The 15996-nt window shown below is 63.6% G+C and carries 13 protein-coding genes; 9 read left to right on the plus strand and 4 right to left on the minus strand.

Annotated elements, in window-relative coordinates:
- Positions 1-42 precede the first annotated feature (42 nt).
- The 4 genes from WDS16_RS10600 to WDS16_RS10615 all read left to right on the plus strand — a co-directional run bounded on the left by WDS16_RS10600 (position 43) and on the right by WDS16_RS10615 (position 5382).
- Complete coding sequence (locus tag WDS16_RS10600; RefSeq protein WP_338892590.1) at positions 43-642, plus strand: DUF3000 domain-containing protein; 600 nt, start codon at positions 43-45, stop codon at positions 640-642.
- A gap of 41 nt (positions 643-683) precedes the next feature.
- Positions 684-1979 (plus strand): ribonuclease D, encoded by a 1296-nt coding sequence (locus WDS16_RS10605; RefSeq protein WP_338892593.1) that lies wholly within the window; start codon positions 684-686, stop codon positions 1977-1979.
- 74 nt (positions 1980-2053) lie between these two features.
- Positions 2054-3280, plus strand: a complete 1227-nt coding sequence (locus tag WDS16_RS10610) for a thiolase family protein (RefSeq protein WP_338892594.1) — start codon at positions 2054-2056, stop codon at positions 3278-3280.
- Positions 3277-5382: a 3-hydroxyacyl-CoA dehydrogenase NAD-binding domain-containing protein gene (locus WDS16_RS10615; RefSeq protein ID WP_338892596.1), complete on the plus strand. Its 2106-nt coding sequence runs from the start codon at positions 3277-3279 to the stop codon at positions 5380-5382. Before WDS16_RS10610 ends, WDS16_RS10615 begins: the two co-directional genes overlap by 4 nt.
- Positions 5383-5454: 72 nt before the next feature.
- On the opposite strand, the gene WDS16_RS10620 is transcribed toward WDS16_RS10615, so the two are convergent.
- Entirely contained in the window at positions 5455-6489 is a 1035-nt protein-coding gene (locus tag WDS16_RS10620) for an amidohydrolase family protein (RefSeq protein WP_338892598.1), read from the minus strand.
- Between the two features lie 237 nt (positions 6490-6726).
- Between WDS16_RS10620 and WDS16_RS10625 the strand changes: the two genes are divergently transcribed.
- Positions 6727-8124, plus strand: coding sequence for a sugar porter family MFS transporter (locus tag WDS16_RS10625; protein WP_338892599.1), 1398 nt, complete (start codon positions 6727-6729; stop codon positions 8122-8124).
- Positions 8125-8175: 51 nt separating this feature from the next.
- On the plus strand, positions 8176-8460 hold the full coding sequence (locus WDS16_RS10630; RefSeq protein WP_338892600.1) for a YciI family protein: 285 nt from the start codon (positions 8176-8178) through the stop codon (positions 8458-8460).
- 17 nt (positions 8461-8477) lie between these two features.
- Here the strand turns inward: WDS16_RS10630 and dxs are convergent, their stop codons facing one another.
- Positions 8478-10358 (minus strand): 1-deoxy-D-xylulose-5-phosphate synthase, encoded by a 1881-nt coding sequence (gene dxs / locus WDS16_RS10635; RefSeq protein ID WP_338892602.1) that lies wholly within the window; start codon positions 10356-10358, stop codon positions 8478-8480.
- 257 nt (positions 10359-10615) lie between these two features.
- On the opposite strand from dxs, the gene glsA reads away from it, so the two are divergent.
- On the plus strand, positions 10616-12442 hold the full coding sequence (gene glsA / locus WDS16_RS10640; protein ID WP_338892604.1) for a glutaminase A: 1827 nt from the start codon (positions 10616-10618) through the stop codon (positions 12440-12442).
- A gap of 63 nt (positions 12443-12505) precedes the next feature.
- Here the strand turns inward: glsA and WDS16_RS10645 are convergent, their stop codons facing one another.
- Together WDS16_RS10645 and WDS16_RS10650 are read right to left on the minus strand one after the other, a co-directional pair.
- Entirely contained in the window at positions 12506-13264 is a 759-nt protein-coding gene (locus WDS16_RS10645; protein WP_338892606.1) for an anti-sigma factor, read from the minus strand.
- Positions 13261-14043, minus strand: coding sequence for a sigma-70 family RNA polymerase sigma factor (locus tag WDS16_RS10650; RefSeq protein WP_338892608.1), 783 nt, complete (start codon positions 14041-14043; stop codon positions 13261-13263). The genes WDS16_RS10645 and WDS16_RS10650 overlap by 4 nt, the downstream gene beginning before the upstream one ends.
- Before the next feature lie 135 nt (positions 14044-14178).
- Here WDS16_RS10650 and WDS16_RS10655 point away from each other — a divergent pair, with 135 nt between their 5' ends.
- Both WDS16_RS10655 and WDS16_RS10660 read left to right on the plus strand, forming a co-directional pair.
- On the plus strand, positions 14179-15147 hold the full coding sequence (locus tag WDS16_RS10655) for an ATP-binding cassette domain-containing protein (RefSeq protein WP_338892610.1): 969 nt from the start codon (positions 14179-14181) through the stop codon (positions 15145-15147).
- Positions 15144-15983: an ABC transporter permease gene (locus tag WDS16_RS10660; RefSeq protein ID WP_338892611.1), complete on the plus strand. Its 840-nt coding sequence runs from the start codon at positions 15144-15146 to the stop codon at positions 15981-15983. The genes WDS16_RS10655 and WDS16_RS10660 overlap by 4 nt, the downstream gene beginning before the upstream one ends.
- The last annotated feature ends 13 nt before the right edge of the window (positions 15984-15996 follow it).

Consider the following 15996-nt stretch of genomic DNA (forward strand, 5'->3'; position numbering starts at 1 on the left):
CCTCCGACGAACACGAACGTGAGAAGTCTAACGTCCGAAGTCGTGACCACACCCGGATCCCCAGCCGAGCCTGCGCCGTTTCGATCGGCTGTCGAGGCAATGCACCGGGCAGTCGTGCACCCAGCCATAGAAATCGGTCCGATCAGACCGCCGCAGCGGCTGGCGCCGTTCAGCTATGCCATCGGTGCCGAAGTACAGCATCCCACCGGCGACGATGTCGGCGAACAGTCCGACGGCGACGCCTTCGGACGTCTCATTCTGCTGTACGACCCCGACGGGGACGAAGCATGGAACGGAACCATGCGGCTGGTGGCGTACATCCAAGCCGACGTGGACGAGTCCCTCGCCTCCGATCCGTTGCTTCCCGAGGTCGGGTGGAGTTGGTTGGTCGACGCTCTGGAAAGCCGTTCCGAACCGTATACCGCTCTCGGAGGCACCGTGACGTCGACGAGTTCGGTTCGATACGGCGACATTGCAGGTCCTCCGAAGGCCCATCAACTCGAACTGCGGGCGTCGTGGACGGCCGGATCGGTGGAACTGGCGGCGCATGTCGAAGCCTTCTGCGAGGTGCTCGCGTATGCGGCAGGCTTGCCTCCGGCAGGGATCACCGAGCTGCGTAGCCGCGAGGCGAACCGGACGTAGTTCGCGCGCAGCGCGGCACCGAAGGCTTAGAGTCACCTCTCATGTCAGCGACCAGTTCCAGTGAACCGTCGGATGTAGCGGACGATGCATCCTCAGACGCAACGGACGAGGCACCGTCGGCGATACCGCTTCTCGCGCCGGCCGACGGCGTCCCCACGATCGCCCAGACGCTCGACGGCGTATTGAAGGCCGCTGCGCTGCTGGCCAACGGCTACGGTCCACTCGCGGTCGATGCCGAGCGCGCATCAGGGTTCCGCTACTCCCAGCGCGCATACCTGTTGCAGTTCCGACGGCGCGGCGCGGGAACTGTGCTTCTCGACCCCATTCCGGTCACCGGAGAACTCGGTCCGCTTGCCGATGTGATCAACCCGCTCGAATGGGTGCTGCACTCGGCGGACCAGGACTTGCCGGGGCTCGCCGAGCTCGGCCTGGTCCCAGCGACGCTGTACGACACGGAGCTCGCAGGCAGGCTCGCCGGTTTCGAGCGGGTCGGTCTCGGCCCTATCGTCGAACGCACCCTCGGCCTGTCGCTGCAAAAGGGCCATGGCGCTGCCGACTGGTCCACCCGCCCACTTCCCGACACGTGGCTCAACTACGCGGCACTCGACGTCGAGGTACTCCTCGAACTCCGCGACGCAATGGCCGCAGAACTCGAAAGCCAGGGCAAGACCGAGTGGGCAGCACAGGAATTCGCCCACATCCTCACGCTGGGACCGCCGAAACCGAAGATCGATCGTTGGCGTCGGACATCGGGAATTCACGCGGTCAAGTCCCAACGAGTTCTGGCCGCGGTGCGCGAGCTATGGCACGCCCGTGACGAGTTGGCCCAGCGGCGCGACATCGCACCGAGCCGGGTGCTACCGGACTCCGCCATCGTCGCTGCGGCATCGGCAGACCCCAAGACCGAGGGCGAATTGCGCGCACTCCCGGTGTTCGGTGGACCCCGGCAACGCCGTTCGGCGGCGGTCTGGTTGTCCGCGCTCGAACGTGCGCGCGCACTTCCTACGTCAGAGCTCCCTCCCAAGACCGCGCCGTTCGAAGGCCCGCCACCGGTGAACCGCTGGGCGCGTCGAGACCCAGACGCAGCCGAGCGACTCACAGTCGTCAGAGCTGCGATGACCGAGTTGAGCGAAAAAGTGTCCGTCCCCGTCGAGAACCTGTTGATGCCGGATGTGCTACGCCGCCTCGTGTGGGATTGGACGCCAGTCGCCCCGGCGGATGCGCTTGTGTCGATCGACGCAAGACTCACCGAGGGACGCGCGCGAACCTGGCAACGTGAACTGGTCGTACCGGTGCTCGCCGACGCTTTGACCCCTCCTCAAGTTACCGGCGGGTAATAGCGACTACAGTGGGCGAGAGCCCGGCGTCGGCCGGGCTGGAAGTCCGCATCTTCTCGGGAGGATCGAAAAGCGTGTCTGTACCCGCGTCCACCAGCTCACAGAGGAATGTTGTCTTCGTCGACGGCATCCGTACCCCGTTCGGCAAAGCAGGCCCCAAGGGCATGTACGCCGACACTCGCGCAGACGACCTCGTCGTCAAGGCAATCCGCGAGCTCCTTCGCAAGAACCCCAACCTCCCTCCCGAGCGCATCGATGAGGTCGCGATCGCCGCGACCACGCAGACCGGTGACCAGGGCCTGACCATCGGCCGCACGTCCGCCCTGCTCGCCGGACTCCCCCGCAGCGTCCCCGGATTCGCGATCGACCGGATGTGCGCAGGCGCGATGACCTCGGTGACCACCACCGGATCGGGTATCGGCTTCGGGCAGTACGACGTCGTCATCGCTGGCGGCGTCGAGCACATGGGTCGCCACCCGATGGGTGAGGGCGTCGACCCCAACCCGCGTTTCCTCGCCGACAAGCTCGTCGATCCCAGCGCACTGGTGATGGGCAACACGGCCGAGAACCTGCACGACCGGTTCCCGAGCATCACCAAGGACCGCACCGACGCGTATGCCGTCGCCAGCCAGAACAAGTACGACGCCGCAAAGAAGGCCGGCTTCATCGCCGACACTCTCGTGCCCGTCGCCACGAAGTCCGCCGCAGGGTGGGGCCTGGCCACCGAGGACGAGCCGCCGCGTCCCGGCACCACCACCTCAGACCTGGCCAAGCTCAAGACGCCTTTCCGGCCTGCCGGTCGAGTCACCGCCGGCAACGCCGCGGGTCTCAACGACGGTGCGACCGCCGCAATCCTGGCTGGTGAGGACACCGCCCACAAGCTCGGCCTGAACATCGGTATGCGGATGGTCGGCTTCAGCTTCGCCGGCGTCGACCCGGCGGTCATGGGCATCGGACCGGTCCCCGCGACCGAGAAGCTGCTCGGCCGAACCGGATTGAGTATCGAAGACATCGGTCTGTTCGAGATCAACGAGGCCTTCGCCATCCAGGTGCTGGCATTCCTCGAGCACTATGGCATCGCCGACGACGACCCCCGCGTCAACCAGTGGGGCGGGGCCATCGCGTGCGGCCACCCCCTCGCGTCCTCGGGCGTTCGTCTGATGACCCAGCTGAGCCGCCAGTTCGCCCAGGCACCCGACGTCCGCTACGGCCTGACGACCATGTGCATCGGTCTCGGCATGGGCGGCACCGTCATCTGGGAGAACCCCAACCACGCTGACTATTCAGGAGCGAAGGCATGAGCGACATCACGACGGCGTTCACCGACGAGGTAGTCACGAACGCGTTCACCAAGATCGTGTCCGTACCGGGTCTCGAGGGCTCCATCGCACTGGTGACACTCGACAACGGCTTCGATCACACCAAGCCGTCGACCTTCGGCCCCGGCGGTCTCGCAAAGTTCGACGCCGCACTCGACGAGGCATTCGCAGCGAACCCGGTGGCCATCGCCGTCACCGGTAAGCCGTTCATCTTCGCTGTCGGTGCCGACCTCAACGGTGTGCCGAACATCAAGACCAAGGACGAGGCGCTGCAGATCGGGCAGCTCGGCCACAAGGTCTTCCGGCGTCTGCGTGAGTCCACCATCCCGACGTTCGCCTTCATCAACGGTGCCGCACTCGGTGGCGGCCTCGAAGTAGGCCTGCACTCGCACTACCGGACCGTCGCAGAGAACGCTGCCGCGCTGGGCCTGCCCGAGGCCTTCCTCGGCCTGGTACCCGGCTGGGGCGGAACTCAGTTGCTGCCCAACATCATCGGAGCCTCGAACGCCGTCACCGTCGTCATCGAGAACGCACTGAATCAGAACCGCGTCCTCAAGCCGCAGCAGGCACTCGACCTCGGTATCGCCGACGCCCTCTTCGGTGGAGCCGATTTCCTCGAGCAGTCCCTCGCGTGGGCCGCTCAGGTCATCAAGGGCGAGATCGTCCCCAATCGTCCCGAGATCGACCGCGGCCAGGCCTGGGACGACGCCATCGCCCGCGCCAAGGGAATCGTGGCGGGCAAGACCAACAACTTCGCCCCTGGCCCCGTCGCCGCGGTGGAGCTGCTCGAGCTTGCCAAGAACACCGACATCACCGACTCGGCATCGCTCGACAAGGCCTTCGCCGCCGAGGATGAGGCCCTGTCCACATTGCTGGTCAAGGACGAGCTGCGTGCAGGCCTGTACGCCTTCGATCTGGTACAGAAGCGCGCGAAGCGTCCCGCCGGTGCACCCGACAAGTCGCTCGCCCGCAAGATCTCCGGCGTCGGCATCGTCGGCGCCGGTCTGATGGCCAGCCAGCTGGCGTTGCTGTTCGTGCGCCAGCTGAAGGTGCCGGTGATTCTCACCGATATCGATCAGGAGCGCATCGACAAGGGTGTCGGCTACGTTCACAGCGAGATCGACAAGCTGCTCGGCAAGAAGCGCCTGTCCCCCGACGCCGCAAATCGGTTGAAGGCGTTGGTGTCCGGATCGATCGACAAGTCCGCATTCGCGAATACCGACTTCGTCATCGAGGCCGTGTTCGAGAACCTGGACGTCAAGAAGAAGGTGTTCGCCGAGGTCGAGGAATTCGTCTCCGCCGAGACGATTCTCGCGACCAACACCTCCTCTCTGTCGATCACGAAGATGGCCGCGGATCTGAAGCACCCCGAGCGCGTCGTCGGCTTCCACTTCTTCAACCCCGTCGCAGTTCTGCCCCTGCTCGAGGTCGTCAAAGGTGAGAAGACCGATGACGCCACTCTCGCAACGGCATTTGCGACGGCGAAGACCCTCAAGAAGTCGGCCGTGCTGTCGGCGGATCTTCCCGGGTTCGTCTTCAACCGCCTCGTCACCCGCGCGTCGAACGAGATCATCAGCGCGATCGACGAAGGCACCCCGTTCGACATCGCCGACGGCGCAGTGGGCGAACTCGGTATGCCGATGAGCCCGCTGACTCTGCTGGCACTCGTCGGCCCGGCCGTGGCGTTGCACACCGCCGAGACCCTCGGCGAGGCATACCCGGAGCGGTTCAAGGACTCTCCCGGATTCCGTGCGCTCGTCGAGGCGAAGAAGCCCGGCGTTTGGACCTATGGCCCCGAAGGCCAGGTTGTCGATCCCGAGGTCGCTGCGTTGTGGCCACAGGGTGATTCACCCTCGACCGCCGAACAGGTCCTCGATCGCACTCGTCGAGCTTTCGCCGACGAGATCAACATCATGCTCGAAGAAGGTGTCGTCGCCGCAGCAGAGGACATCGACCTCTGCCTGCTTCTCGGTGGCGGTTTCGGTTTCTGGAACGGTGGCATAACGCCGTACCTGGATCGCACCGGCGCCTCGGAAGCGGTGACGGGCAAGCGATTCCTGGCCCCGGGCGTAGCGAGCGTCTAGCCCGTCCGATCGCCGAGATCGAGGTTGTGCACGGATTTCGAACGAATACCGCGCACAACTTCGATCTCGGCGCTAGGCGCGGTCGAGCAATCGTCGAGCGTTGTCCGACGTCGCAGCTCGCCAGTTCTCGAATCCGCCGCGCGCAGCGCCGGAATCGAGGGCCCGCATCTGCTCCTGCACGGCCGCAACAGGAGTGAAACAGTAGTCGCTGCCGTACACCAGCCGGTCCTGGCCGACGGTCGACAGCAAGGCTGGTAGTTGCCGTGGAACCGGCGTACCTGCGAGATCGAACCACAACCGCCGCAACACGTCCGGGGTCGTCGGGGTACCGACGCCGACCTGAGACCGAAAGAAATCCACTCGATCCGCTAGCAGCGGAAGCACTCCGCCGCCATGGGTGAAGACCCAACGAATGTTCGGGAACCGATCGACCACACCCAGCAGGATCAAATTCACCACCGTGCGTGCTGTGTCGAAAAGGAATTCCATCATCGGTGCCGGCACACCGAGTGACACCGCCGACGAATTCGGCGGCGAAGTCGGGTGCACGAACACCACCGCAGATCGAGCATCGAGCGCCGCCAGCAGCGGGGTCAATGCGACGTCACCCAGGTACATTCCCCCAGCGTTCGACATGACCGTAACGCCCTCCGCCCCAAGCTGATCCAGCGCACGGGCCGCCTCGAGTACGGATGCGAGCACGTTCGGCAGCGGCAACGACGCGAAGAAGCCGAGTCGGGGTTGCCCTGCGACCGCACCCGCGGCGAAATCATTGACACGTCGGGCCAGTTCGGCGGCCTTGTCGTCGTCGCCGAAGTGCACGCCCGGTGAGGACACGGACAGGATCGCAGTGTCGATCCCGCAGCCATCCATCATCTGCACGTGCTCGCCGACCGACCAGGATGGCCACTTCGGCATTCCGTCGGGAAAAACGATGCCCGACGCCAGCGCCTCCCGTAGATAGAAGTCCGGCACCATGTGGGAGTGGATATCCACCACCCCGCCTGTAGCGGGAAGCGGCGCCGCGGTGGCCGTCACGGCGGACAAAGCGACTCCGGACACCGTTGCTGCGCCGAGCGCGCCGAGCAGGGTGCGACGATCGATCATGGTGTGTGCGTCCTTCTTCGATGTTCACCCGCCCCGACAGATGCCGAAAACTGACGCTATCGTCACACATGAGCCAATCCGCAGTCAACGTTCGACTCGTGCCGCGGCGGGCGTGAGCAGGCACCCATAACTCTTCGGATGAAATCCCGCAATTCCCACCACCGACATGCGTTCCCAGGTTCATGATGTCGAAGACCATCATCGTTGCTGGTATCGACCTCGGAAAGCTGGGTTCTCATGACGCAGCCTGCAGACAATCACACCGCGAAAGTCATCGGCGTCACCATCGCTGCTGCAGTCGGCGGCTTCCTGTTCGGCTTCGACAGCTCGGTTGTCAACGGCGCGGTCGACTCGATCCAGGAGAACTTCGGCCTCAGTTCCTTCGTCACCGGGTTTGCGGTGGCCATTGCGTTGCTCGGCTGCGCTGTCGGGGCGTGGTTCGCAGGTCGACTTGCCGACAGCTGGGGTCGCAAGCGCGTCATGCTGCTCGGATCCGCTTTGTTCACCATTTCCTCCGTCGGCTCCGGTTTCGCGTTCAGCATCCCGGACCTCATGTTGTGGCGCGTGCTCGGCGGCCTCGGCATCGGTATCGCGTCCGTTATCGCGCCGGCTTACATCGCCGAGATCGCACCTGCCCGATACCGCGGCGGACTCGCATCCCTGCAACAACTCGCGATCACGATCGGCATCTTCGCGGCGTTGCTATCGGACGCGGTCCTGCAGAATGCGGCGGGCGGGCCCTCGAACGACCTGTGGTTCGGGATGGAAGCCTGGCGTTGGATGTTCCTCGTCGGCGTCGTGCCCGCACTCGTCTACGGCATCCTCGCAACGTTGATTCCCGAGTCACCTCGGTATCTCGTCGGCAAGCACCTCGACGAGGAGGCTGCCCGCGTTCTCGGCGAAATCACCGGAGAGGTCGATCCACAGGAACGCGTCAAGGAGATTCGACTGACCCTCAGACGTGAGGCGAAATCGTCGTTCAGCGACATCCGTGGCCCGAAGTTCGGCCTTCAGCCGATCGTGTGGGTCGGTATCACGATGGCAATTCTGCAGCAGTTCGTCGGCATCAACGCCATCTTCTACTACTCGACGACACTGTGGAAGTCGGTCGGGTTCAGCGAGAATCAGTCGTTCGTCACCTCGGTGATCACGTCCGTCATCAACGTCACGATGACGTTCGTCGCAATTCTGTTCGTAGACAGGTTCGGCCGAAAGAACCTGCTTCAGATCGGATCGATCGGCATGTTCGTCGGACTCGTGATGGCTGCGGTGGCGTTCACCCAGGCAGTCGGATCCGGTGACGAGCTCACACTCCCCACCCCCTGGGGCACCGTGGCCCTGATCGGCGCCAATCTTTTTGTCATCTTCTTCGCGGCGACGTGGGGTCCCATCATGTGGGTGATGCTCGGCGAAATGTTCCCGAACAACATGCGCGCGGTGGCACTCGGGATCAGCACCGCTGCCAACTGGGTGGCGAACTTCTCGATCACTCTTGCGTTCCCACCGCTTACGGAGTCGATCGGACTGGGATTCATCTACTCGTTCTTCGCGTTCTTCGCGCTGCTGTCGTTCTTCTTCGTCAAGTTCAAGATTCGCGAAACCAAAGGCATGGAACTCGAGGACATGATCCTGTAGAGCTGGGCTCCTGCAGGGCCGGGGTCCTGACAAGTACGAGGAGGAACCGTCATGCCGATGTTCGTCGTCGAATATTCCTACACTGCCGAGACGTCGGGCGGCCGAGACGATCACCGCACCGATCACCGCGCATGGATTCTGGAGATGGTGCGGAGAAAAACCATCCGCTCCTCGGGTCCTCTTGCCGACCACAGCGGAGCGATGTTCATCGTGTCGGCATCCGATGCCGGCGCGGTCGCCCGGGTGTTCGCCCACGATCCGTTCGCGCGCGCAGGTCTCGTCGAGGACGTCCGCATTACCGAATGGAAGCCCGCGATGGGCGAATTCAGCGGCTGAGACGCCCGCCTGACGCTCTACAGGGCCTTGACCCACCCTGCGATGCGCTGCGTCAAGTCAGCCGACGTCAATCCCAATTCGCGGTGAATCTGATCCCGTGACGCATGGTCGAGAAATTGCTGCGGCACGCCCACGTCACGGCACACGGTGTCGACCCCGACCGCCCTGACTGCTGCGGACACGGTGGACCCGATGCCGCCCTGGACGCCGGAGTCTTCGAGTGTGACGACGAGTTGGTAGTCCTCGGCAAGCTTGAGCAGCGACTCGGGCACCGGCAACACCCATCTGGGGTCGACGACGGCAACCGACAGGCCGAGTTGTGTCAGGGAAGCAGCTGTGTCGAGAGCCAAGGCCGCGAACACTCCAACCGCGACGATGAGGACGTCCCGCTCGGTCGACTCCGGCTCGGCAAGAACGTCCAGGATCCCGTCGATGCGCCGGAGTGCCGGGATGTCCTCGGTGACAGCACCCTTCGGAAAGCGAAGTGCAGTCGGCCCGTCGTCTGTTGCCAGAGCTTCGGCCAATTCCTCGCGGAGCGTCGCACAGTCGCGTGGAGCTGCCACCCGCATGCCCGGCACTATCCCGAGTAGCGACATGTCCCACACACCGTTGTGACTTGCACCATCGGCCCCGGTGACACCGGCCCGGTCGAGAACGAGCGTCACCGGCAGGTTCAGCAACGCTACGTCCATCAGCAACTGATCGAATGCGCGATTGAGGAAGGTCGAATACACCGCGACGACCGGGTGAAGCCCACCGAGCGCGAGGCCCGCGGCAGACGTCATCGCGTGCTGCTCGGCTATACCGACGTCGAACAGCCTGTCCGGGTACTTGTCCCCGAACGCCGCAAGACCGGTAGGACCTGCCATCGCAGCGGTTATCGCGACGATGTCCTCTCGTTGTGCTGCCAGATCGATGAGTTCGCGGGAGAAGACGGACGTCCAGTCCGGCGCGGACTTCGATCGCGCCAATCCCGTGAGTGGATTGATGATGCCCGTGGCATGCATCTGATCAGCGACGTTGTTCTCGGCATGCGCGTATCCCATGCCCTTGCGCGTGACTGCATGCACGATCACCGGGCCGCCGTACGCCTTCGCACGCCGAAGTGCAGACTCCAGAGCCTGCTCGTCGTGCCCGTCGACCGGCCCGAGGTACTTGATGCCCAGATCGGTGAAGAGAACTTGTGGACTGATCGCGTCCTTCACTCCAGCCTTCATGCCGTGCAGCATCGCGTAGGCAGTCTTCCCGACGAGCGGAATCTTGCGGACGATACGTCGCCCGTTGTCGAGAATGCGCTCGTAGCCCGGCTGCAGGCGAAGAGCGGCAAGGTGTTCGGCCAAGCCGCCGATGGTCGGCGCGTAGGAACGGCCATTGTCGTTCACGACGATGACCAGGGAACGGTCCTTGCCTGCCGCGATGTTGTTGAGAGCCTCCCAACACATGCCGCCGGTAAGAGCGCCGTCGCCGACGATGGCCACGACGTGACGGTCCTTCTGACCGGTGAGCTCGAAAGCCTTCGCCAGTCCATCCGCGTACGACAACGACGCCGACGCGTGCGAGGACTCGACCCAGTCGTGCTCGCTCTCGGCGCGAGAAGGGTAGCCGGACAGCCCGCCCTGTTTTCGAAGTGAATCGAACGCACCCGCGCGACCGGTGATCATCTTGTGCACGTATGCCTGGTGGCCGGTGTCCCAGATGATCGGATCGCGAGGCGACTCGAAGATGCGGTGGACCGCCAGCGTCACTTCGACGACACCCAAATTGGGACCGAGGTGCCCACCTGTCGCGGACACGGTCTCCACCAGGAACTCGCGAATCTCCTCCGCGAGATCCACTACCTCGGACGGGGCCAGACGGCGCAGGTCCTCGGGCGTCTGAACGCGAGCTAGAACACCCAACGAGATCGCTCCCTCCGGCCGGAAATCTTCTTGCGTGCAGTTGTGCCGATCGACACGAACTTCTCGATCCCCTCAGTCTACGTAGTCTGTCGTAGGTGGCTGCCGTGACAGCTGTTCGGGGGCCTTCCGATCGACAATACTGTGAAGACGCTGCCAGTCCCAACAACTGGACCACGCCAGAAATCTGGTTCCGCTGGCCCCTCTGGTACCCGCGCCGACTTCGTGTCAAACCCGAGGTCGGAGCATAGGGTTCCCTCATGACGACCGTCGTGGATCAGATCCTTCAGCACGTGTTCGACGCCTGTCAGGGTGACAAGTCCGGAAGCGTTGCCGATTACATCCCAGAATTGGCCGACGTCACTCCCGACGGCTTCGGCATTGCGCTCGCAACGAGCGACGGGTACGTCTACCAAGTAGGCGACACCGCAGTTCCGTTCACCATCCAGTCGATTTCCAAGCCGTTCACCTACGGGCTCGCTCTCGCCGACCGTGGCGAAACGGCAGTTGCACAGAAGATCGACATCGAGCCGTCCGGCGAGCCGTTCAACGAAATCAGCCTCGATCCGATCACAGAGCGTCCTCGCAACCCCATGATCAATGCCGGTGCTATCACGTCGGCCTCGCTTGTCGCGGGCCCGTCACCGGAAGCACGATTCGAACGCATCCGGAGGGCCTACTCGCGGTACGCGGGGCGCGAACTGACGTTCAACACCGCCGTCTACGAGTCCGAGGCCCGGACCGGAAACCGCAACAGGGCAATCGGATACATGTTGCGCTCGTTCGACATCATCGAAAGCGATCCTGAAGCTGCAGTGGACCTGTACTTTCGACAGTGCTCGATCGACGTGACGGCGGTCGACCTCGCGATGATGGCTGCAACCATGGCCAACAACGGGTTGAACCCCCGGACAAGGGAGCGTGCGCTGGCACCCGCCCTCGTCGAGCGCGTGTTGAGTGTCATGACCACCTGCGGGATGTACGACGGCGCCGGCGATTGGGTCGCCCGGGTCGGAATGCCTGCGAAGAGTGGAGTGGGCGGCGGGGTTCTCGCGGTGCTTCCAGGGCAGATGGGTATTGCGGTCTATTCACCTCGGCTCGATCACCACGGAAACAGTGTCCGCGGTGTCGCGGCATGCCGTGAGCTCTCGAAAAAGCTCGAACTGCATTTTCTCCACGTCACCCGCGCCGCCCGATCGGCAATTCGAGGCAAGTACACCGTCGGCGAGGCCCCCTCCCGGAAACGACGTGGGGACGTCGAACAGGCTGCGCTCGCCCAGTTCGGTCCCCGGGCACGTGTGTACGAACTGCACGGGGACTTGTTGTTCTCCGGCGCCGAGACAGCGGTGCGCGAGATCGGCAACCTCGACGAGGAACTCGATGCCCTCGTCATCGATGTCCGTGGGGTGGACGAGGTCAGCGATATCGCCAGGACGATGTTCGACAGTCTGCGCAGTCACCTGGCCGCCCGCGGATGCCGGGCCTCGCTCGTCGACCCCCGGGCGGTGATGGGTCAGACCGCCTCGAGTATCGATCCCGACGCGGTCGCCGGCCGGGTCTTCGGCGATCTGGGATCTGCGATTCAGTGGGCGGAAGAGCTTCTCCTCGACCGCTACTGCGTCGGCCCGCGTCAACCGGAAGTGATCGAGCCGCAACAACATCCGGTTCTCAGTGGGCTGACCGAACAGCAATACGCGCGAGTGGCGTCCGTTCTGACCACGAGACGGTACGCCCGCGGCGAGGTCGTAGTCGCGAGTGGCCAGCCCGCAGCAGGGTTGTTTCTCGTGCTTGCCGGACAGGTGTCTTCGACGTTCATTGCGCCCGGCGGTTCTCGCCACCGCATTTCGACGTTGTCCCCCGGAATGAGTTTCGGCGAGATGCCGCTGCTTGCGAAGACGCGCTTCATTCTCGACTTCTGTGCCGACACCCCATTGTCGGTGGCAGTGATTTCGGTGCACGACTTCGAGTCGCTCACCGAGAACGCACCGGAGGTCAAGCTTCAGTTGCTGACGTCGTTGGCAACGGGCGCTTACATGCAGATGAACACGGCGATCAAGTCCCTCGGGCAGTTCGACGTCGGGAGGTAGGCCACCCGACGCACGAACCGCACGGCCGCACGAACTGCACTGCTGCTACGTCCTGCACTGCTGCTACGTCGACAGGGTCAGCATGGTCAGCACCTCGGTGGGCTGAGGAGATCCGCCTGCGGGCTCGAGCGAGAACGCAAAGTTCGTCGACGCACCCATGCCGTCGATGACGGTACCGTCACCGCCGGAGAGTTGATCGGGAGTCACCAGACCCACCGATCGCGGCGTGCCGTCCACGAACCACATCTGATAGTCCTGTCCGGCTGCGGGTTCGGGGACGCCGTCGAGCGTGACGACAACCGAATCCGATTCGCGCGAGTAGGAGACGGTTGCGGTTCCTCCGCCCGGGAAGTCAACCGTCGTGGTCCTGGCATCCGGTGCAGCCGCGATCTGCTCGGCCTGCGTGGGGACCGGGTCGTTGCCGAGGACTTGATCGACGACGACGCCACCGCCGACTGCGACGACCACCACAGCTGCCGCGGCCATCATGGTCGTTCGCCATCGGTTGCTTCGGCGATCGCGATGCCCTTTCAGGCTCGACACGGTGGATGCGGGCGGTGCCGGTGGAGTCACCTGCGTCGTAGCCCGGATCTCGTCGAGCACACGAGTTTTCAGGTCTTCCGGCGGTTCGATCGCATCCAGGACCGACACCAGGGCCAACGTTTCCTGGATCTCACTGACCAGGATGTTGAACTGGACACGAGAGGTGTAATCGACCGACTCGAGGTCCTGCTCGATCTCGGCGTACTCGGCCGCGCTCAGGGCATCGAGGGCGTACACCTCTGCGGCGTCGAGCAACCGTTGTCGCGATGCTTCGCTCATGAGGGTGTCACCCCCAGACATGTCTTCAACTTGATCAATCCGTCCCGTATTCGCGATTTGATGGTCGGCACCGCCACACCGAGCCGTTCCGCCACCTCGCGGTAGGTCCAACCGCTGTAGTAGGCCATTCGTACCGATTCACGTTGCGTATCGGTCAATGTGTCGAGGCATGCGATCACGGCGTCGGACTCGAGTCGCTGCGTCACGGCCTCGAGCACTTCGTCGTGCTCGGGGGAATGACTGATCGCCCCGTACGCCGCTTCACGATCGGTACCGGATTGTTCGGACCGCACACGATCGACCGCGCGACGATGCGCCAGAGTCATGATCCAGGCGAGTGGGCTTCCCTGGTTCGGGTCGTAGTTCGGAGCCGATCGCCAGATCTGAAGGAAAACCTCCTGGGTGGTCTCCTCGCTGTATCCGGGATCGCGCAGTACCCGAAGAACCATGCCGTAGACACGAGCGCTCGTGGCGTCGTACAACTCACCGAAAGCGCGCTGATCCCCGGAGGCGACGGCAGCCATCAGCCGACGTAGCTTCTCCGCTTCGTCCGCTCGCAAGTTTCGCAATTGGGCGCTCGGAACCGCGCACGCTGCGCCGTCCGATGCCGAGCCATCCTCACCGAGGGACCCATTCGCACCAAGGGACACCGACGGGTCGACTTCTGAATCCGGCGTTCCTTCGTACGGCGAACCCGAATTCGGGGTGGCACTCACCGGAACAAGGTCCCAACAGATTCGATTCTGATCACGTTCATTGATCAAGAGAGTAGTGCTCATCTCGCTCTCACACCGAAACCTCCGCGTTTTCCCGCCGCACAACATATTCGGTACACGGTGCGTAACGGATGGCTACGCGCGAAAATGAATTTGCACCTCAGGACCGATTCGGACAATCTTTGAGGAATGGGACACATGCCTGCCATCGAGACATCGGGGCTGATCAAGCGGTTCGGCGACAACGTCGCAGTGGACGGAATAGACCTCTCGGTACCGAGTGGTGGTGTGTACGGCGTGCTCGGGCCGAACGGAGCAGGCAAGACCACGACCATCCGAATGCTCGCCACGCTGCTCCCGATAGACGGCGGTTCCGCGCGGGTGCTCGGCCACGACGTGGTCTCGGAGGCCGACCGCATTCGAAGCAAGGTCTCGCTCACCGGCCAGTTCGCCTCCCTCGACGAGGACCTCACCGGCACCGAGAACCTCGTGTTGCTGGCCAGGTTGTACGGCTACTCCCGCCCGGCTGCACGCTCACGCGCCGATGAGCTTCTGAGCGCGTTCGGCATCGCGGACGCCGGCGGCCGTCAGGTCAAGACGTATTCCGGCGGTATGCGTCGTCGTATCGACATCGCTGCGAGCATCATCGTCACACCAGAACTGATCTTCCTCGACGAACCGACGACGGGGCTCGACCCACGAAGCCGTAATCAGGTATGGGACATCGTTCGTGCCCTCGTCGCAGGCGGCACGACCGTGCTTCTGACAACCCAGTACCTCGACGAGGCAGACCAGCTTGCCGGGCGAATCGCTGTCATCGATCGAGGGAAGGTGATCGCCGAAGGGACCACGGGTGAACTGAAGGCGTCCGTCGGCGCTGGATCGCTGCATGTGCGCGTCGTGGACCCGGGTAGGCGTGCCGACGCCGCCGCGATCCTTCGAACCCTCCTCTCCGAGTCGGTTATCGAAGAAGCCGACCCGGTCGCTCTGTCGGCACGGTTGGACCAGGCGTCGTCGGTGGCTGCAGCGCTTCCGGCATTCGAGGATGCGGGCATTGCGGTGGCCTCGTTCGCAATCGGACAACCGAGCCTAGACGAAGTGTTTCTCGCACTCACCGGGCACACAGCACAAGACGAATCGAACATCGAGACGGAGACAGCATCATGACCACCTCGTTGACCAAGGAAGCGGCTGCCACGGCCGCGGTCGCGGATGTACTCGTCAGCGGCGCATCGCGTCCCCCGAAGCCGAATGCCCTGTCGACCTCGCTGTCGTTCGGTTGGAGGGCGCTACTGAAGATCAAGCACGTCCCCGAGCAACTGTTCGACGTCACGATGTTCCCCATCATGTTCACCCTGTTGTTCACGTACCTTTTCGGCGGCGCGCTCGCAGGTTCGACGAGCGCGTACATCCAATTCCTGCTTCCTGGCATCCTGGTTCAGACCGTCGTGATGATCACGATGTACACCGGTGTGACCCTCAACAAGGACATCGAGAAGGGTGTGTTCGACCGCTTCCGGTCACTTCCAATCTGGCGGCCGTCACCTCTGGTCGGCGCACTACTCGGCGATGTGGTCCGCTACTCGCTGGCGTCGGTGATCGTGTTGGTCCTTGGGGTCGTCATCGGGTTCCGGCCCGACGGAGGCATCGTCGGCGTCGTACTGTCGATCGCGTTGCTGCTCGTGTTCTCGTTCTGCCTGTCGTGGGTGTGGACGATGATCGCAATGATCGTGCGCACCGAGGCAGCCGTCATGGGCGTGTCGATGTTCATACTTTTCCCGCTGACCTTCGCCAGCAACATCTTCGTGGACCCACAGACGATGCCCGGATGGCTACGAGCATTCGTCGAAGTCAATCCGGTCAGCTTCCTCGTTACGTCGATCAGGTCGCTGATGGCCGGCGATCCCGACGCTACGAAGCTGGTTGTGACTGCGGCGATGTGTGCGGGTTTCCTGGTCGTCTTCGGTCCGATCACGATGCGGCTGTACAACCGCAAGACGTAGCAGGAGCTGTTGG

Source organism: Rhodococcus sovatensis (assembly GCF_037327425.1).
Classification (GTDB): domain Bacteria; phylum Actinomycetota; class Actinomycetes; order Mycobacteriales; family Mycobacteriaceae; genus Rhodococcoides; species Rhodococcoides sovatense.